Genomic DNA, 18,496 nt, shown 5'->3' with positions numbered 1-18,496 from the left:
GCGTGAAAACCTTGATAAACAGTAATCGCTGATCGGTTTTGGTAGCGCATCTTTTTGCTGGTCAAACCGCCCAAGGCAGCATCGCGCCAAGGTCGCGCGGCGGTGCAAATTGTGCTAGGGTCAGGACCTTGGATGCTGCGTATTGCTTTTTCTGGATTTTCGCCGCTCGCGCTTTTGCTGGGCCTTTTTTGTTATGCGGACCGGTTATTGCGTTGGCGGAAATCTTGGGCGCCAAATGCATGGCGCCTGTGATCAGAAACGCACAATATGACTATGTTTCGAACCTTCCCAACACATCCAATAACGCGCAGGACGTCGCCGCAGCACTGGGGCGTATCCACTTTGATGTGACCGAGCTCTACGATCTGGACTATCGCCACATGCGGCTGGCTCTTCGTGATTTTTCCGACAAGGCGGCGGGGGCCGATGTGGTGTTGGTCTATTTCGCCGGCCACTGGATCGAGATCGACAATACCAACTACCTTATCGCCTCCAATGCTAAGCTTAGGAATGACAGTCATAGACTTGGTCAACATGATCCGCAAAGGTCAATTCACGCCCGGATATCGTCCGATTCAACGGTTCGCGCAATTGGCAGGATAGTCACCTTTCCTGCTCAACCTACGTTGCCTTCGAAGAAACTCGCGACAAAACCCGTCGCCGGGCAGCCTGAAGATCTCTAATTCTGCCAGGAACGGCCTATTGACTGCATCGGCTTAACAACCGGGCAGAGCAATCTTTTGGCCGACCCGGACTGACCACCTCAGAATTGCTACGTCCGGTCATCGGGACTGATCGTCTGCCCTGCCGCGTCGAAAAATTGCAGTTTCTCGGGTGCAAAATGTAAGCCGATTTGTGATCCGGCCCTAATCTGTGTGTCCCCGCCAAGGCGAACCGTCACTTTCTCTTCAAACCCGCAATCGACGATGATGAACATATCGGCGCCAAGATACTCGACCACCTCAACCTTGCCGTCGCTGTGACCAGAGCCAGGTTCGACGACACTTATATGTTCCGGACGGATGCCCAGCATCGTGGCCGTACCAGTCCGATCAAACGGGCCACCTCCGCCGTTTTCCAGCTGAAACTGATCACCGGACACGGTGCAGGGAATGACGTTCATTTTCGGGCTGCCGATGAACTGCGCAACGAATAGGTTGGCGGGGCGTTCGTATAATTCGCGTGGGGTGCCGACCTGTGCGATCTTACCGAATTCCAGCACCACGATACGATCGGCCAGTGTCATCGCCTCGACCTGATCATGGGTCACGTAGATCATGGTACGGTTGAGGCTCTGGTGAAGCTTGGCAATCTCATAGCGCATTTCGACCCTGAGGGCCGCGTCCAGGTTTGACAACGGCTCATCAAACAGGAAGGCAGTGGGGTCACGCACAATGGACCGACCGATCGCCACGCGCTGTCGCTGGCCGCCGGATAAGTCTTTGGGTTTGCGCTCCAAATAGGATTCCAGCTTGAGGACCTCGGCGGCTTTTCCCACACGTTCGGCAATCTCGTTCTTGGATACGCCAGCCACTTTCAGCGAGAACCCCATATTTTCAGCCACAGTCAGGTGCGGATAAAGTGCGTAGGACTGGAACACCATGGTCAGCCCACGCTTTGAAGGTGGATTATCGGTGACGTCATCCCCATTGATCAAAAGTGACCCACGCGAGATGTCCTCGAGCCCACCGATCATCCGTAACAGGGTCGATTTACCACAGCCCGACGGGCCAACGAAGACGACAAACTCGCCCTCTTCGATCTTTAGGTCGATGCCTTTGATCACCTGCACTTCGCCGAACCATTTCTCGACGGATTTGAGTTCGATGCTGCCCATCAGTTTCTCCCTGCCCAATGCAGCCAGACGGCGGCAGTCCATGTGAACGAATTGCCACCGGCAGGACTCCCGGTAATCGGATCGTAGTATTCGGCAAACCCGTGGCCTGCGATCAGACGACCGGTTTTCAGGCGCAGCGCTTCGGCCTCAACCCCGTGGCCCATATCCTTCAGACCGAACCCCGCCAGCATGTTCATGAACGCCCATGTTGGCCCGCGCCAATATCGGCGTTCATCGAATTTGGGCGATGTGGGATCATAGCTGGGGATCGGGTGCGGAACCGTAGTCAGAACAGTTTTCAATCGGTCCAACATTTGCTGGGATTCGATGCCTGCATACCAGCACAGATAGCTTGCATTTGAGACGCTTTCAGCCCACTGGCCCGTATGCGCATCTCGAGCGTCAAAGGCTCCCAATGTTTCGTTCCATAGTGACTTTGCACCGGCGTCGAGCCGGTCCACGTCAGCACTAAGGCCTTCAGCACTGATCCCCAATTCCTCACTGATCGTCAGCAGATCGCGGGCGGCGCGTAGGGCTGTGAAACTCATGGTCGGGTCGGCAACACGGAACGGGTTCTTCTCCAGCAATTGCTGCTGATCCCAGCCCGCTTCACGCCCAATCTGCACTAGTTTGATGTAGCGGTCATAGTCGTATTTGGTGGGCCGGTCGGCGCTGTTCACGTGGCTGGTGTCGCGGCGCTGGTATTCCCCCACGTCCGAGGCATCAATGCCCGCCATCGCGCCATCCCAGTCCGGTGCATTGTCACGCCCTGCCTCCCACGGGTGGGTGGTGCAGACCGCGCCTTGATCATCAAGACGCCATCTCATAAACCACTGATGCCAAGCCAACATGGCCGGGAACAGGGCGCGGAGGCGGTCTTCACCAGCCGCGGGGTCTTTCTCCCATATCCGCCGCGCCATGGTGGCCGCCAGTGGTGGCTGGGTTACGCCAGACGAGGCAATTGGCCCAGTTCCGCCCCAGACATCCGGCCCGGGAAAATAGCCCGGATCCGGTTTGTGAAACAGGATATGTGGGAGCATTCCGTCATCCCACTGGCCCGAGAATAGCGTCTCAAGCTCAGTCCAGGCACGGTCGATATCGAACTCGGCAAAACCCAGCGCGGCGACCGCGCTGTCCCAGTTCCACTGGTAGGGATAGAGCCCGCTGGTTGGGATCGTATAGCCGCCCCGATCGTTGGCAATCAGGATATTGCGCGCGGAATCCGTCGGCGAAGTAAAGTGGTTCATGTCTGTCATCCTTTGACCGAACCTGCAGTCAGGCCCTTGGTCATGAAACGTTCAAGCCCCAGAAACAGGGCCATAATCGGAATGGTGGCAATCACCGCGCCGGCCATCAGGTGTTGGCGTGGGATTTCCGAGGAGTTCAGCATTGTGACGCCTCGGGTTAGGGTGAATTTCGAGGGATCGTCCAGCAGCATGAAGGCCAGAAGGAATTCGTTCCAAGCGATCATGAAGACATAGAGCGACACCGAGGCCAGCGCAGGAAGGCTGAGCGGCAGGGTGATCTTCCAGATCACTGCCAGGCGCGAGAGACCATCCATCAGACCAGCCTCTTCCACCTCGGTCGGGAGACCGCGGAAATACCCCTGCAGCATGTATAGCGCGACCGGGATAGTGGTGACCGGGTAGATCATGACGATGCCAAGGATCGAATTCCGCAACCCAGTGAGCGAGAAAGCTATATAGATCGGCAGCGCCAGAACGATCATCGGCACCATGTAGATCAGCAGAATCGAGCGTGAGAATGCCTTTTGGCCCTTGAACCGGAACCGCGCGACCGCATAGGCCCCTGGAATGCTGAAAGCCAGTGTGATGAAGACCGTCAGCACCGAGACGTAGAAGGACGTCCACAGGTACGAGCCGAAATTGAAGTCGCGGAACAGTTCTGTGTAGCTGCGAAACAGCGCCCAGCCCTGATCCAAATCCAGCGAGAAATCCAGCGGGTTCTGCAACAGGGCCTGTTGAGATTTGAGGCTGGTCATCACCATCACGTAGAAGGGGATGACGACGATGGCCGTGAAGAAGATGTATCCAAAACCAGTGCAGAACCGGATCACAGCGTCTTCATATTCATGACGGGTAAGTTCGCCAAAGGGCAGTTCTTTCAGGATTTCCGCCATCGACAGGTGCATAACGGCAGCAATCGCCACCACAGTGACCAGCACGGCCTGCAATGTGGTGTCCGAGCCAATCAGAACCGGGCCAAAACTGGTCAGGCAGGTTAGACCCAACAGGGCCGATACGCCCAGACGCGCAGAGGCATGGCGGGCCGGAAAGCGGACATACGCCAAACCCGCAAGTGCGCCCCAGATGACGCTCAGCAGAACCTGCGGACGGAAAGCAGCACCCGTGGCGAAGGACATTGTGACCGCGATAGTGGTAGCGATTACAACCAGCCAAAGCGCGCCTAGGATCGGGCCAGTGAAATAACCTTGTCGCATCACAGACCCTCCTCACGGCTAATGAACTTGAAAAAGACTAAGCTGAAGGTGATCAGGCACAGCAATATGACCACGGCCACAGCCGCGCCCGCCCCGATATTCGACACCGCAAAGGCCTGTTCATAGACGTTCACAGTCAGCGTGCGGGTTCCTGCATTGCCACCGGTCAACAGGAAGATGTCGTCGAATTTGTTGAACGTCCAGATGAAGCGCAGCAGGAACAGGACCGACAAGATGCCCAGCAGTTGCGGGATGCTCAGCAGCCAGAACTTCTGGAACGGTGACGCGCCATCCATATCCGCTGCCTCATACATGCTGCTATCGATGGACTGCATCCGCGCCAGAATGAACAGGAAGGACAGCGGGAAGTAGCGCCAGATTTCAAAGACGGTGACCATGATCAGCGCCAGCGGGCGTTCCCCGAAGAAGTTGATCGGCTCGCTGCTTAGCCCCATCTGCACAAGCAGCGCATTGGCCGAGCCTGAGAAGGGGTCGAACAGTGTTACCCAAGTAAAGGCCACGGCGATGACGGGGGCCACATAGGGAAACAGGTAAAGACCCCGGATGAACCCTTGTCCCTTGAAACTTTTGTTCAGTAGCAGGGCTGCAAAGAGCCCCATGACAAGTGCGCCGATGGTGCCGAAAACCGTGTAAAACAGCGTAACCCACAGCACGCCCCAGAACTCGTCGCCGTCGAACACACGGGCGAAGTTCTCCAGGCTGAACTCGAAATTCGTCAGAACACTGGGGCCGCTGCCAGTGACTGTTGGTTCTGACCCTTCAACCAGATCTTCGAACGCATCCGGGTCACCATCGACCGCAACAGGGACGCGAATACGCTCGCGTTGGCCACCTTCCAGCGTACCAAAGTCGCAGAACAGCTCTTGCCCGGTTAACGCACAAGGGGCTGCAATGTCGCCGAGTGGCATCACGCCATCGGGCAGGACATCCCGGACGGTCACGCCATCAATCGCAATATCCTGACTGGAGTTGCGCAGGCGGTATTCGATCCGCAGATCATCACCCGATCCACGCAGGCTTTCACGCACGACCGGTGCAGGAGGGCGCAGGTCAGACAGGGTGAAGGGTTTGAAGCTGATCCAGAAGATCGCCAGCAGGGGCAGGATCACAACCAGCGACACACTGATGATGGTCGGAGCCAGCAGCGTCCAGGCCAGACGCGCCTCGCGTTTGGCTAACGCCCCGGTTCCGGTCGGTGGGGTGGCCGAAGTCATAGTTTACCTCGAAGGGTTTAGGGGCAGCGGCGCGCACGCCGCTGCAGGTGCCGGGGTGGTTACTGAACCTTGCCCAACTCTTCGTTCATTGCCGCGATGGCTGCGGCCGCGTCGATCTCGTCGTCGATATACTGGCGCACGACGCGGTTTATGGCCTGGCTGTTGATCATCTTCGATGCCAACGCCAGTTGGCCTTCAGCCACACCCCAGCGCTGTGCCACATCCAGGCCGCCAACGATTTCGTCGATCATGGATTGTTCGTACAGATCACCCAGCGGGGCCTTGCGATCGACACCAACAGGTAGCTCTGCCCAGGCTTCCGAGAAAGCGGTTGGGTTGTCGGCATTGCCACGGCGGACTGGGAACTTGCCTTCCGGCGCGATGGCCAGCGTCTGGGTGTAACCTTCGTCCATAGCGTATTTCACGAACTCCATCGCTGCATCGGTATCGGCATCATTGGTGATACCAAAGTACCGCACATCCCCCCAAGCCGCGCCATCAGGGTTCGACGGACCCGACAGTTTGGTCACGATGCCGGTCTTGCCGGCCAGATCGCGCGAGGTCGGGTCGTCGTTGATCGTTGGCGGGGCGCTGTCACGCAGACCGGCCAGTTCGTCCAGTATGAATGGCGACCAGATGATCATCGCGGCCTTGCCGTCAAAATACAGTTCGCGCGATTGTTTCCAGAAAAGCTCACCCGGAGGTGACGCTTTGGAGATTGCTTTGTAGAAATCCAAAACTTCGGTAGTCTTGGCTTCGTCCAGCGGTTGGAACCCATCAGGGCCAACGGGACTGACGCCATTGGCGAGGAACACGTGCTCCAGCACCTGGCTCATGAAGTTTTCGTCAACCTTGGTGGCTGAGACAAACCCGTACATTTCCGGCGGGTTGTGCAAGGCTTCCAATGCGGCCTGAATATCCGCAAAGCTGTCGGGGGCCTCCAAACCCGCCTCGTCGAACAGGTCCTTGCGGTAAACGACCATCTGCGTCCAGCCATCGACTGGAACCGAGGCGGTTTCGCCGTTGAACGCAGCCATCGCCAAAGCACCGGGTGCAAAAGTGTCTGCGCCCAGTTCTTCGATCACTTCGGTCGCGGCTTCGGTGTCCAGAATGCCAGCCTCGGCCCAGGGCAACGCGTATTGCAGCGTGTGATAGACAACGTCCGGCAGGTCGCCAGCAGCAAAAGCGGCAGTCGCGCGTGTGCCCAGATCGCTTTCGGTGACAGGGATCACCTCGACCGTGGTGCCGGTTTCGGCTTTGAACTGGTCCGCCATCTCTTGCTGTTTGGCCAGGCGTTCGGGCTGCTCTTCAGTAGTCCAAAAACGGATTGTGTCGGCCTGCACGGATAGCGCTGTCAGCGCCAGCGCAAGTGACGAGCCAAGCATCAGCTTCGCAGCTTTGGGTGTTAGTTTCATCGGTGTCCTCCCCGGTTGTGTTCACGTCAGATGGTTTAGTTTCTGTGCCAATTCGTGTGACGTCAATTTTGGTGGCCCGTCAGAGCCACCTTCGATCAGAGTGGCCTCGGCCAGTTCTCGCAAGTCTGCAGCCACTTCGCCGCGGATTTGCCGGATCAGTAATGTCGCCAGCCGTACACCCGCCGCACGGGAATCGACGGAAAATGTGGTCAGTGCGGGCCGCGCGTAACGGCATTCCGGAATGCCGTCATAGCCAATCACCGAAACGTCGCGCCCGATCTCGAGCCCCTGATCCTGCGCATCCGCGCAGAACCCCAGTGCGGCGAGATCGGTCGCAAAGACAATCGCTGTTGGAGGTTGATCCCAGGCCATCAGTACTCGTCCCTGCGCTGCGCCATCTTCGCGCGTGCGCGCACCCTCCTGGATCAGATCCGGATCCAATGGCAGACCAGCAGCGTGCAGACCCTCGGCATAACCGTCACGGCGTAGATGCGCGTAGTTGAACTTGGGATCGCTCCCGACAAAGCCTATGCGTGTATGCCCCAAATTGCTCAGCCGCAAAACGGCATTGCGCATCGCGCTTTCCCCGGCAATGTCGAACCACGAAGTCTCGTCCCAATCGTTCGGTTGTCCATAGCCGGTACGACCATACAGGATATGAGGCACCCCAAGACTGCGCAGCAGGCCGATACGTGCATCCTTCACCGCTGTCCGCGGTAGAATAAACCCATCGGCTTTCCGTTCTTCGTAGAGGCGGCTAAGAACTTTTAGTGTGTCTTTCTCGGAGGTCGCCGTGGAAATCGTCATGGTCCAATCCAGGCAGCTTGCTGCTTCGCAGGCTCCGGCCAGAAAGTCCTGCAAGAAGGGATTGTGCTGATCCGGTTCCTCGCTGTTGATAACCATCGCTATCGCACGAACTTGCCCGGTTCGGATCGCCTGCGCATGGCTGAGCGGGCGGTATCCCAATACCCGAGCCGCTTTTTCAACACGTGCGCGCGTCGTCGAAGAGATATCCGGATACCCGTTGAGCGCGCGTGAAACAGTGCTTTTGGACAAGCCCAGATGCGCGGCCAATTCGTCCAGTTTCACCCGGCCCGAGACGGTTGCTGGACCGGATTGGTCACGCGGTGGATATGAAAGATTCGCAGTCATTGAAGCTATTTGTTTGCTCCGAAACCGGTTTCGGCAACAAAAAAGTTAAAATAAGTGCAACCTGGTTATTTTTTGAACGCTTTAAGGATCGCACCAATAATGAAAGGAAACACGTAGAAGGAGTTTGGCTCTCCTATCCCGACCGAGATGGTCAGGCGCAAGTAGCAAAACGAAACAGCGGAGCAGGATAGCAGGTTCACCAAGAGGCAAACCCGCCGAGCCGATCTCTTGATTTCGTGCAAAGTTGTGATCCCGACATCCATTGCGGGCCTCTGCCACGGGCCTATTGTTGCCTCGAACTGCAGACGGGTTTTTATCGGTCTTTGGGATGTTGTTAGCCAGTGAAAGGACACCTCATGAACTCTTTGGCTCAAGCTCTTCTAGGAGCCGCCGTATTCAGCGCTTCAATGGGTATTGCAGTGCATGCAGGCGATCTACAGGCTGGTGGTGAGATAGCTGGTCAATGCGCCGCCTGTCATGGCAATGCCGGGATCAGCACCGCAGATAATTTTCCAAACCTCGCAGGTCAAAAAGAAGGTTATATCAAGGCGCAATTGAAGGCATTCAAATCAGGGACGAGGAAGAACGATCTGATGAATGCAATTGCCGCAAACCTGACCGACGCGGATATCGAGAACCTGGCTACTTATTTTGCCAGTCTGCCCGGAGATGAAGCCGGCGCGGTCGCGAATAATGAAACTGGTTTGGACGGGTCACTCTTGAAGCTGCCAGAGGACTACGAAACAACTTTCACCCGATATCATCGCAAAGACTATGACGATCGCAAGCAAGTGCGGTTTTTCAGCGGTAACGACATTGCACTTGCCGGAGTGGCGGATGGAGGGCCTTTTGAACCCGGAGCCTATTTCCTTGTGGAAGTATTCGACGCCAAGAAGGACGCCGATGGCAATCTGCTCAAAGATGCCGAAGGCCGTCTTATCGCTGGTGAACGAAAGTTATACACCGCGATGGAAAAACGAACCGGGTGGGGTGATGGCGTGCCCGATATCTATCGAAATGACAACTGGCGGTATTCCGTGTTCGAAGCTGATGGCAGCAACAAAGTCGGCGTAAATGAAGCGCCCTGCATGGCGTGCCACAAGCCCCTGACAGAGGATGATTATGCCTTTACCGTTGATTGGGTGGAAGGTTTCCAATTCTCAAAGACAATCGGGTATTCTCACAAACTTTTAGAGTAAGTGTTTGAAGTTCCCTGTGCCTCATTGGCAAGGGCCAGTTGCAGAAAGACTAGCACCAAGGTGTTTTTTCCGCTCGACCTTGCCAGTGGGCTCTGGATGCCTATCGAATACGCCTTTTTGCCCACTGGCAATTGCATTTCTAGGCTGGATTGAGCCGGCTAATTGCGTTCTGATTTGACGACAACGCTTAAAAGTGCGCCGCTTTCTTGCGACGCGTCGATGATGACCTAGTGTGGGCCCAGGACGTTCGCGAAAACTTTGACAGTCGGATTCTGATGGCTTGCAACGATTGCTGGTCGGTGCCTTACATGTCGAAGCCAAAGTTGTTTAAGACAAAAGCGAACCGGTTATTCGACCCGCATCGCTTCGGTTTCGATGTTGATATCCACCTGATCACCCACCAGACCGTTTCCTACGCCATAGGCCATCCCAAACTCGCTGCGTTGGACCGATGTGTCGATAGACAGGCCAAGAACCATACGTTTGTGCCCGAACGGATACGTATCGGCTTTGTTGAGTTTTACGTTCAGCGTCACCGGTTGTGTGATCCCTAAAATCGTTAGGTCTCCGGTCACGGTACCCGCATCCGCCGAGGCCGGTTGACCCGCCATGGCGGTGAAGGTGATTTCCGGAAACTCGGACACATGAAGAAAATCTTTTGCCTTTACGTGCCCATCCCGCGCGTCGTGGAAGGTGTTGACGCTGTCGGACGCGATCACGACTTGCACATTCGCAAGTTCCTGCGTGTCGGTGTCATAGTCAAAGCTGCCCCGAACCTCACCAAAGATGCCCAGCGTTTTTGCGAAACCGATATGCTCGACCGTGAAGTAAACCGCTGTGTGATCGGGGTCGAGCTCATACCGGGCCATCTCAGCAACGGCTGCGACTGGGGTGGTGGCGATCAGAAAGCTTAAGGCTAGGTGGCGCATCGGTGGCCCTCGTCAAGTTGTCGAGTTAGGGTGCAAGACTTACCTGTACATAGTACGCATTCCGCATCGACAAAGAACATCAAATGTACGCTACCCGATTGATTTGCGTCACCTGGAACATTCACCGCGCTCGCGGGCATGACGGCCTTGTCGATCCTTCGCGCATCCACGGGGCCGTTGCATCAGACCTTGCCCCCCTAGCTCCAGATATCTTTGCCCTGCAAGAGGCGGATGAAGAGTGCAGGCCGCATGCAGGTCTTCTTGACATGAACCGGATATCGGCCGAGACCGGGCTTACCTATCAGCATGACGCGCCCGGCATGCGTTGGGGTCGTGACAGTGATGGGTTTCTGGGGACCATTCTGTTCCTGCATCCGCGCTTCAACGTCAGGCACAGGGATGTACTGGACCTGCCCGGCCATTGCTATCGCGGCGCGGTTGTCATCGAGGCCGTGTGTGACGGCATTTCCGTTCGTGTTATCTCGACACATTTGTCCCTGTTCCAGCCTTTGCGCGTCATTCAGATGCGGATCGTCGGTCAATACCTGCGTCGCCGCCCCGAGATGCAAAACATACTGCTGGGGGATCTGAATGAATGGCGGCCCTGGGGAGGGGCGATGTTTCAGCACCGTCTTATCGGGAGGTCGCTGAGCGGGCCGGTACGGGCAACTTTTCCAGCCAAACGCCCACTATTGCCCCTGGACCGGATTTTGACGGATCGCGAAGGCGCCGTCCGGGACATGCAGGTCTGCACATCGCGGGCCCTTCGCAGTGCCTCGGACCACCTGCCCTTGAAGGCCGAGGTCCTAATCGAGAAATCTGGTGAATAAAATGGCGTTTCAAGTGTTATCACATTAGCCAAAGCGGAATTACGCACTAATTTGAGTATGATGGTAACAGACGACCCGAAGAAACTACCATGAAAGCGCATCGGCCCCTGGGCCCGGTGACCCATTCCCAAGCGTTCTCGCCTGTGTCTGTATTTGCAGGGCAGGCAGTGGTGATGGGCGCAGGGTTGGCTCTGGCAGCGTCGATGGCCCTGCCCTCGGTCTTCTGGGCATTGTCCGCGTTTCTGGTCGCGACGGTCCTGTCTGGTGCGGGGTTGGTCAGCCGCTATCCGCACAACGTGCTGGGGCTGTGCAACACAACAACGCTGCTACGCGCCGCCTTGGTTGCTTTTCTGTTCGGCACCCTGTTCTTCACGACTGAGGTCTCTGGCTGGCTAGTCTTTGCGGTTGGTGCGTTTGCCTTTGCTCTGGATGGGTTGGATGGGTGGTTTGCCCGAAGGTCCGGTCTGCAATCCGACTTTGGCGCGCGGTTCGACATGGAAACGGACGCCGCGCTGGGGGCGGTCCTTGCGCTTTGGGTGATGTTGTCGGGGACCGCGCAGGCCTATGTGCTGATTTTGGGGTTCGCGCGTTACGCTTTTGTTGCGGCCGGGTGGGTTTGGCCGCAACTGCGCGGGAACCTGCCCCCTTCGTTTCGCCGCAAAGCAGTCTGCGTGGTCCAGATTGCGGCGTTGCTATTGCTGGTCTTCCCGCTGACCCCTGCCGCTGTGCTGGCGCCGCTGTCACTAACGGCGTCCTTGGCGCTCAGCTATTCTTTCGGGGCCGATATTCACTGGCTGTTGCGCCGATCGAAATGAAGCAGGTCCTGACACTCAGCCTCGGAACCGGCCTGATCTTTTGCGTACTGGTCCTGCCCAACCATCCCGGCACGATGACGTGGGCCGCGTTGAATCGCTGGCCGTTGGAATTGCCTGTGATCGTTGCGCTGATGATCGCCCTTGGCCGGTTGCGCGGACTGGCGACGGTGACTGCGCTGTTGTTGGTTGTCGCAACGCTGGTAAAAATTGCCGACTATGGCACGTTCATCGCCTATAACCGGACGTTCAACCCCATCGTCGATTTGTTCCTGATCAACGCCGGGTTCGGCCTTTTGACAACCAGCTTGGGCCTGCCGCTGACGCTTATGTTGGTGGTGCTGGGCAGCGCAGCCCTAGTCCTTTTGTTTGTCCTGCTTCAGTTCGCGTTGAAAGCCTGGGCCGATCTGCCCACACAAAACTGGATGCGAGGGGCGGCGGCGGCAGGTGTGCTGATGGCCGGTACATGGGCCGTTGCGGATGTGGGTCACCACCTTGACCAGTGGCGGTTCGAAGCCAGCCCGCCAGGTACGGCCTGGACCTCTCGCCTGATCTACAAGCGCGGGGCCGAGATGCAGGCGACTGCCGCCGATCTTGCCCAATTCCGCCGCAACGCGCAGTCTGACCCGATGCTTCAGGCCCAAGGCTTGCTTGACATGCTGGAAGGCCGCGATGTGCTGCTGATTTGGATCGAAAGCTATGGGCGCGCCAGTTTCGACAACCCGCTTTATGCACAAACGCATCAGCAAACCCTGCGGAGCGCCGAGGCCGCGATCAGAGAAACCGGCATGTCCATGCGCAGTGGCTGGCTGACCTCTCCGACGGCGGGCGGCGAAAGCTGGCTGGCGCATGGAACGCTGGCAACGGGGCTGTGGACCTCGGATAACGGGCGATACAACGCGATGATCGCCAGCGGTCGAAAATGGCTGTTCCACTACGCGCAGAGGGCTGGATACCAGACGGCAGCCATCATGCCCGCCATCACGCTTGCCTGGCCGGAAAGCAGCGCCATGGGTTTTGACCACGTGTTTGCCGCCGCAGACATTCCCTACCAGGGCAAACGCTTCAATTGGGTCACGATGCCCGATCAATTCACGCTTGCCGCCTACCCGGACCTACTGCCCCAATCCGCGCAGCCGCGCTTTGTACAAGTGGCGCTGATCTCGTCACATGCCCCCTGGACCCCGGTTCCCCGGATGATCCCTTGGGAGGAGATCGGAGACGGTTCGGTTTTTGACCAAATGGCCCAGCAAGGCCCCGCCCCCCGCGAGTTGTGGAAGGACCGAGACGCCGTGCGGGACGCCTATCGGCGGTCGGTCGATTATAGCTTGCAAGCCGTGTTTGCCCATGTGGCCAATCTGGGCGCGCAGGCGCCTTTGATCATTGTTGCAGGAGATCATCAGGCCGCAGGATTTGTGGCAGGTAGCGACAACCGCGATGTCCCCTTTCATGTCATTGGCCCGTCCGAGGTGGTGTCGCATCTCGCCCATTGGGGGCTGAGCGACGGGCTTTTGCCCGCGCCTGACACGCCGGTACGGCGGATGGATCGATTCCGCGATGACTTTCTGAGCGCATTCTCGTCCTTCGAGCCATTGGCGAAGGCCGCGCCATGATGGGACGTATGGGGCGCATACTGGGATCACTGGCGCTGTTGGGCGGCCTTCTTTGGTTCAGCGCTGCTGGCGATGTCTGGGCGCGGCTACGTGAGACCGACCTATACTGGGTTTTGGTCGCGTTCGTGGCCCTGACATGCAGCACGCTGTCGATGGCACGGCGCTGGCAACTGACCGCAGGCGCACTTGGGCTTGAGCTGTCCTATTTCGGCGCGGTGCGAGAATACTATCTGTCCCTGCTTGCCAACTCCGCCTTGCCCGGTGGCGTCGTCGGAGATGTCAGCCGCGCCATTCGCACCCGACATCACGGCGACCTGAAAAATGCAGCCCAATCGGTGCTGGCCGAGCGTCTTTTGGGTCAGGCCGCGCTACTGGCGATTGTGTTTGGCGGTTTGTTCTGGGCTCTGTTGATACCGGGCGGGATCGCATGGCCTGCGGCGACCGGCTGGCTGATAGCCGGCGCTCTGGCCGTTGCGGCGGGTCTGGTGATCTGGCTTGCAAAGGTCAGGATGACGGCGGGTTTCACCCGATTTTTCCTAAGGTTGCTGTCCCGGCGTGATATCACGGCGCATGCGGTTTTCGCGGCGGTTTTGCTGATACTGGGACTGTACGCCTGCGCCCGTGCCACCGGTACGTCCTTGCCGCCAGAGGCCTGCTATACCATCCTGCCCTTGGTCTTGTGTGCCATGATTGTCCCGCTGTCCATCGCCGGATGGGGCTGGCGCGAAGGTGCTGCCGCAGCGCTGTTCCCGCTGGCTGGTGCCACGCCCGAGGCCGGAATAGCGATGGGCATTTGCTATGGTGCTGTCATGTTACTGGCCGCCCTACCTGCGATTGGCTTTCTTCTTCTTTCAACCGACCATGCCCATAAGCGCAAACCATTGGAAAACGTATGATGAGTGCTGTTTTTGCAATACCCGGCGACAAAGACCAGCGCACTGGCGGCTATATATATGACGCCACGGTTTTGGACCTGCTGAATAAAAGCGGCTGCGCGACAACGCATCTGGAACTGCCCGGCAGCTTTCCCGACGCCCCGCCGCAGGACATGTCCCGAGCTGTGCGGGCGTTGAACGCCGTACCCGCCTCGGACCCGGTTATAATTGACGGTTTGGCCCTTGGCGCGATGCCGCCTGACGCGATTGCCGCGCTTGCTGCGCCTGTCATTGCACTGGTGCACCATCCGCTTGGTCTTGAAACCGGCACTGATCCGACCAAAGCTGCCGCGCTAATCCGCAATGAGGCCGCAGTTTTGGAACAGGTCGCGCATATCATCGTGACCAGCGCCCATATCGGACGGACGCTCCGATCCGATTTCGGGGTGCCTGCCGACAAGATCACCGTGGCTGCGCCCGGATTTGAACGTCCTCGCGCCGTTTCAGCGCCGGTTGACCCCCCGCTTATCCTCAGCGTTGGTCTACTGGTCGAACGCAAGGGGCATGACGTGCTGATCCGCGCGTTGGAGCAGATATCGGACATCCCGTGGCAAGCAGAAATCATAGGTCGGCCGCAAGACCCCGCCTATGCCGCCGCGCTCCAGGCACAGATTAAAACGGCGGGTCTGAAAGACCGCGTAACGCTTGTGGGTGAAGTCGGTGGCACAGCGATCGAGGCGGCCTATCAGCGCGCCTCTCTCTTTGCTCTGGCCACCCGGTACGAAGGCTATGGCATGGTCCTGAGCGAGGCGATGCTGCGCGGCCTGCCCGTCGTCTCATGCGCAGTCGGCGCGGTCCCGGACACCACCGGTGATGCGGCAGAGTTGGTCCCCCCGGACCAACCCGAGGCTTTTGCCCACAAGCTGCGCGCGCTGTTGCAGAACCCCGACCATCTTGCGCACATGGCCCGCGCCTCGGCTTTGCGGGCCGCAAGTTTGCCAACCTGGCAGGACACCGCAAACCAGTTCGCCAAAGTAATCGAAAGGTTTGCGTCATGACCTGCGCCCTCATTTACACCATGCAGATGCTATGAATTGGAAAGCTCATGTTTGCTGTTGAAGTCCGCGACCACGTGATGATCGCACATTCCTTGCCCTCGCCCGTGTTTGGCCCCGCTCAGGGGATGCATGGGGCCACATTTGTCGTGGATGCCGCTTTTTACACCGCCGATCTGGACGAAAACGGTCTGGTCGTCGATATCGGCCTGGCCACCGAGGCCCTGGCCCAGACGCTGGCCCCGCTGCGCTATACTAATCTGGACGAGGTGCCTGCCTTCAAAGGCAAGATCACTACAACCGAATTCCTTTGCCACCATATCTGGGAACAGTTACGCGATGTCGCAAAGACAAGAGGGCTTGGCGACAAAGGTCGCCTCAAGCGTATCCGCGTGCAGCTACACGAAAGCCATGTCGCGCGTGGGTGGTATGAAGCAGACCTCTGAAATCGGCTTTGAACCCGACTGGCTCAGCCTGCGGGAACCGGTCGATCACCGGTCTCGGGATCAGGATCTGCTGCGGCGTGCTGCGGGCTGTGTCGCTGAGGGGATGACGATCCTTGATCTTGGCAGCGGCACGGGTTCAACCGCTCGCGCCTTTGCCAATGCCGGATTTTCGGATCTCAACTGGCGGTTTGTCGACAATGATCCGGCCCTGTTGCGTATCGCGGCCTCGCGGCATCCCAACGCGCAGTGCGTGCAATGCGATCTGAGCCGCATCGACGGTCTTGATCTAAACCGGGTCGGATTGATCACAGCTTCGGCCCTATTCGACCTGATGCCCGAAAGCTGGGTGGACGCTCTAGTCAAGTGGGCCAGCGCAGCCGGTATTCCGGTTTACACGGCGCTCAACTATGACGGCGTGATGCGTTGGTCCCCCGCAGACCCACACGACGAGGGCGTCACCCAAGCCTTTAACCAGCACCAGCGAACCGACAAGGGGCTGGGACTAGCACTTGGCCCCGAAGCCGGATCACGCTTTGCAAGGGTTTGCGCGGCAGATGGCTATGCGGTCAGTTCGGCCCAAAGCCCCTGGCAACTTGGTGCTGAGGACACCACGCTGCACGCCAAGCTGTTGGCCGGAATTGCACAGGCCGCGCATGAGGTTGGCAAGGACGAGGCCCAGGATTGGGCCGCCGCCCGACAAAAGACACTGTCCCAGACGCTTGGTTTCATCGGCCATACCGATCATCTGGCGGTCCCAAGATGAACAACGGCAAGCCGGAATACGGAGATAACGATGCAGGACGTTGACGTAACACCCAAGGTCTGGGACCGTATCTTGTCTGTCCGTGCCGGTCACGGATGCTTATGCGACCCCGATTGGAGCGAAGGCGAAAAGCAGGCCCTTTCGATCTATGGCGCTCTGGCGCAACCGAAGTCCAGTGGCCAGGTCATTGGTCAGATTGGGCAGTCGCTGGATGGGCGCATTGCCACCGTATCGGGCGATGCCAAAGATATCTCGGGCAAGGATGGCCTTGTCCATCTGCACCGTCTGCGGGCGCTGTCCGATGCGGTTGTGATCGGGGTCAAGACAGCTCTTCACGACAATCCTCGTCTGACCGTGCGCATGGTCGAAGGTGAGAACCCCGTCCGCGTGATCATCGATCCAAACGGGCGCATGCCGGACGATATCGGGTTGATGCAAGACAGGTCAGCGCATTGCATTGTCATCCAGTCCGTCGACAAAGCCCGTCCCGATCATGTCGAGGTGATTACACTGCCGTGCACCCATTGGATTTCACCCGCACAAATCCTGAATGCCTTGCAGCAGCGGGGATTGAACCGCATCCTGATCGAAGGCGGTGGCATCACCATCGCCAAATTCCTTGAGGCAAATCTGTTGACCCACCTACATGTCGCCGTCGCGCCCTTGCTGATCGGCGCCGGGCCACAGGGCCTGACCACCTCTCCAGTCGAGCGTCTATCTCAGGCGCTGCGGCCCCGGACGGATGTCTATGGGCTGGGCTCGGATGTGCTGTTCGATTGCGCATTTGAACCCGCCTCTGCGCAGATCAAGCCATACCCCCTGCCCTGCCGGGCCGCCGTCCACACAAACTGACAGCGGCCCCCGGCACAAACCCGAAGATCAAAGGCACACCATGCAAGCCAATTCAGACCAAACGGCCCGCGCGTTGTGGATCACCCAAGCCGGAAAACCCGCGCTTCTGGACACGGTCCTTGGCGACAGTCCCGACGGCGTACGGATCAAGACGCTATATTCCGGCATCAGTCGCGGGACCGAGCGTTTGGTGTTTCGCGGGCAGGTTCCTAAGGCCGAGTTCGACACGATGCGCGCCCCTTTTCAGGAAGGCAGTTTCGAATTCCCTGTCAAATACGGCTATGCCGCCGTCGGAAGCATTCAGTCCGGCCCTCGGGCAGGAGAGCTCGTTTTTGCCCTGCATCCGCACCAAACGCAGTTCAGCGTGCCATCATCTGCGGCCATCCCAATCACTCCATCGGTCCCTCCCGCCCGTGCCGTGCTTGCCGCCAACATGGAAACCGCACTGAACGTTCTGTGGGACGCGGGGCTCGGCGCCGGTAGCCGCGTTACAATCGTCGGGGCTGGGGTAGTCGGGGCCCTGACGGGGTATCTCTACGCCCGCATGCCCGGAACCGAGGTCTGCCTTGTCGACACCAACCCCGACAGAGCCACAATTGCGCAGCAGTTGGGTTGCGACTTTGCGCACCCCGATCAGGTACCGCAGAATTCCGATGTGGTGATCCATAGCTCGGCCACATCTGCGGGGCTGGCGACCGCAATCGCCGCAGCCGGGGTCGAAGCCACCATCGTCGAAACCAGCTGGTACGGCACCCAACCCACCACCGTGCCACTGGGGGGCGCCTTTCATCGCAAACGCCTGCGGATAATCAGCAGTCAGGTCGGGCGTATTCCGGCCCATATGGCCGCACGCTGGACCTATGGAAAACGGCTGCGTAAAGCCATCGACCTACTTGCAGACCCGGTTCTGGATGCTCTCATCTCGGGTGAGACGGAATTTGACGATCTGCCACAAAGCTATGAGGCGATTTTGGACGCCTCATCAACGCTTTGCCATCGGATCAGGTTTGCCCGGGATTGAC

Annotated in this window: 18 protein-coding genes and 2 pseudogenes; 13 read left to right on the top strand and 7 right to left on the bottom strand. The window is 58.4% G+C overall.

Annotated features, from left to right (window positions below):
- Positions 1-239: 239 nt before the first annotated feature.
- A pseudogene (locus tag GOV80_RS22345) lies at positions 240-485 on the top strand (caspase family protein); the annotation flags it as partial.
- 34 nt (positions 486-519) lie between these two features.
- A pseudogene (locus GOV80_RS22340) lies at positions 520-603 on the top strand (IS6 family transposase); the annotation flags it as partial.
- Positions 604-772: 169 nt separating this feature from the next.
- Here the strand turns inward: GOV80_RS22340 and GOV80_RS06915 are convergent.
- Genes GOV80_RS06915 through GOV80_RS06890 form a run of 6 tightly spaced genes read right to left on the bottom strand, consistent with a single transcriptional unit; the run spans position 773 to position 8,100 of the window.
- A complete protein-coding gene (locus tag GOV80_RS06915; protein ID WP_170783456.1) occupies positions 773-1,837 on the bottom strand; it encodes an ABC transporter ATP-binding protein in 1,065 nt (354 codons plus the stop codon).
- Positions 1,837-3,084 (bottom strand): MGH1-like glycoside hydrolase domain-containing protein, encoded by a 1,248-nt coding sequence (locus GOV80_RS06910; protein WP_336510135.1) that lies wholly within the window; start codon positions 3,082-3,084, stop codon positions 1,837-1,839. The genes GOV80_RS06915 and GOV80_RS06910 overlap by 1 nt, the downstream gene beginning before the upstream one ends.
- 5 nt (positions 3,085-3,089) lie before the next feature.
- The gene (locus tag GOV80_RS06905; RefSeq protein ID WP_170783452.1) at positions 3,090-4,298 is read right to left on the bottom strand and encodes a carbohydrate ABC transporter permease; all 1,209 of its coding nucleotides are present in this window, start codon (positions 4,296-4,298) and stop codon (positions 3,090-3,092) included.
- Positions 4,298-5,533: a carbohydrate ABC transporter permease gene (locus tag GOV80_RS06900; protein ID WP_170783450.1), complete on the bottom strand. Its 1,236-nt coding sequence runs from the start codon at positions 5,531-5,533 to the stop codon at positions 4,298-4,300. Before GOV80_RS06900 ends, GOV80_RS06905 begins: the two co-directional genes overlap by 1 nt.
- Positions 5,534-5,592: 59 nt before the next feature.
- The gene (locus tag GOV80_RS06895) at positions 5,593-6,948 is read right to left on the bottom strand and encodes an ABC transporter substrate-binding protein (protein WP_170783448.1); all 1,356 of its coding nucleotides are present in this window, start codon (positions 6,946-6,948) and stop codon (positions 5,593-5,595) included.
- A 21-nt stretch (positions 6,949-6,969) separates the two neighbouring features.
- A complete protein-coding gene (locus GOV80_RS06890; RefSeq protein WP_170783446.1) occupies positions 6,970-8,100 on the bottom strand; it encodes a LacI family DNA-binding transcriptional regulator in 1,131 nt (376 codons plus the stop codon).
- On the opposite strand from GOV80_RS06890, the gene GOV80_RS06885 reads away from it, so the two are divergent.
- Together GOV80_RS06885 and GOV80_RS06880 are read left to right on the top strand one after the other, a co-directional pair.
- Positions 8,082-8,291 (top strand): hypothetical protein, encoded by a 210-nt coding sequence (locus tag GOV80_RS06885; RefSeq protein WP_170783444.1) that lies wholly within the window; start codon positions 8,082-8,084, stop codon positions 8,289-8,291. The genes GOV80_RS06890 and GOV80_RS06885 overlap by 19 nt on opposite strands.
- A gap of 165 nt (positions 8,292-8,456) precedes the next feature.
- Complete coding sequence (locus GOV80_RS06880; RefSeq protein ID WP_170783442.1) at positions 8,457-9,299, top strand: cytochrome P460 family protein; 843 nt, start codon at positions 8,457-8,459, stop codon at positions 9,297-9,299.
- Between the two features lie 347 nt (positions 9,300-9,646).
- Here the strand turns inward: GOV80_RS06880 and GOV80_RS06875 are convergent, their stop codons facing one another.
- Positions 9,647-10,228 (bottom strand): YceI family protein, encoded by a 582-nt coding sequence (locus tag GOV80_RS06875; protein ID WP_170783440.1) that lies wholly within the window; start codon positions 10,226-10,228, stop codon positions 9,647-9,649.
- Between the two features lie 83 nt (positions 10,229-10,311).
- On the opposite strand from GOV80_RS06875, the gene GOV80_RS06870 reads away from it, so the two are divergent.
- From GOV80_RS06870 to GOV80_RS06830, 9 genes are all read left to right on the top strand, one after another.
- Positions 10,312-11,058, top strand: a complete 747-nt coding sequence (locus tag GOV80_RS06870) for an endonuclease/exonuclease/phosphatase family protein (protein ID WP_170783438.1) — start codon at positions 10,312-10,314, stop codon at positions 11,056-11,058.
- 89 nt (positions 11,059-11,147) lie between these two features.
- On the top strand, positions 11,148-11,873 hold the full coding sequence (locus GOV80_RS06865; protein WP_237215686.1) for a CDP-alcohol phosphatidyltransferase family protein: 726 nt from the start codon (positions 11,148-11,150) through the stop codon (positions 11,871-11,873).
- Positions 11,870-13,483, top strand: coding sequence for a sulfatase-like hydrolase/transferase (locus GOV80_RS06860; RefSeq protein WP_170783436.1), 1,614 nt, complete (start codon positions 11,870-11,872; stop codon positions 13,481-13,483). Before GOV80_RS06865 ends, GOV80_RS06860 begins: the two co-directional genes overlap by 4 nt.
- A complete protein-coding gene (locus GOV80_RS06855) occupies positions 13,480-14,379 on the top strand; it encodes a lysylphosphatidylglycerol synthase transmembrane domain-containing protein (RefSeq protein ID WP_170783434.1) in 900 nt (299 codons plus the stop codon). The genes GOV80_RS06860 and GOV80_RS06855 overlap by 4 nt, the downstream gene beginning before the upstream one ends.
- Positions 14,379-15,416, top strand: coding sequence for a glycosyltransferase family 4 protein (locus GOV80_RS06850; RefSeq protein ID WP_170783432.1), 1,038 nt, complete (start codon positions 14,379-14,381; stop codon positions 15,414-15,416). The genes GOV80_RS06855 and GOV80_RS06850 overlap by 1 nt, the downstream gene beginning before the upstream one ends.
- Positions 15,417-15,463: 47 nt before the next feature.
- Positions 15,464-15,859, top strand: a complete 396-nt coding sequence (locus GOV80_RS06845) for a 6-pyruvoyl trahydropterin synthase family protein (protein WP_170783430.1) — start codon at positions 15,464-15,466, stop codon at positions 15,857-15,859.
- Entirely contained in the window at positions 15,843-16,622 is a 780-nt protein-coding gene (locus tag GOV80_RS06840; protein ID WP_214647973.1) for a class I SAM-dependent methyltransferase, read from the top strand. Before GOV80_RS06845 ends, GOV80_RS06840 begins: the two co-directional genes overlap by 17 nt.
- A 30-nt stretch (positions 16,623-16,652) precedes the next feature.
- Entirely contained in the window at positions 16,653-17,474 is an 822-nt protein-coding gene (locus GOV80_RS06835) for a RibD family protein (RefSeq protein WP_170783428.1), read from the top strand.
- A 40-nt stretch (positions 17,475-17,514) separates the two neighbouring features.
- Entirely contained in the window at positions 17,515-18,495 is a 981-nt protein-coding gene (locus tag GOV80_RS06830) for a zinc-dependent alcohol dehydrogenase (protein WP_170783426.1), read from the top strand.
- Position 18,496: the final 1 nt, after the last annotated feature.

Source organism: Ruegeria lacuscaerulensis (assembly GCF_013034685.1).
Classification (GTDB): Bacteria; Pseudomonadota; Alphaproteobacteria; order Rhodobacterales; family Rhodobacteraceae; genus Ruegeria; species Ruegeria lacuscaerulensis_B.
This window is presented reverse-complemented; position numbering and strand designations above follow the sequence as displayed.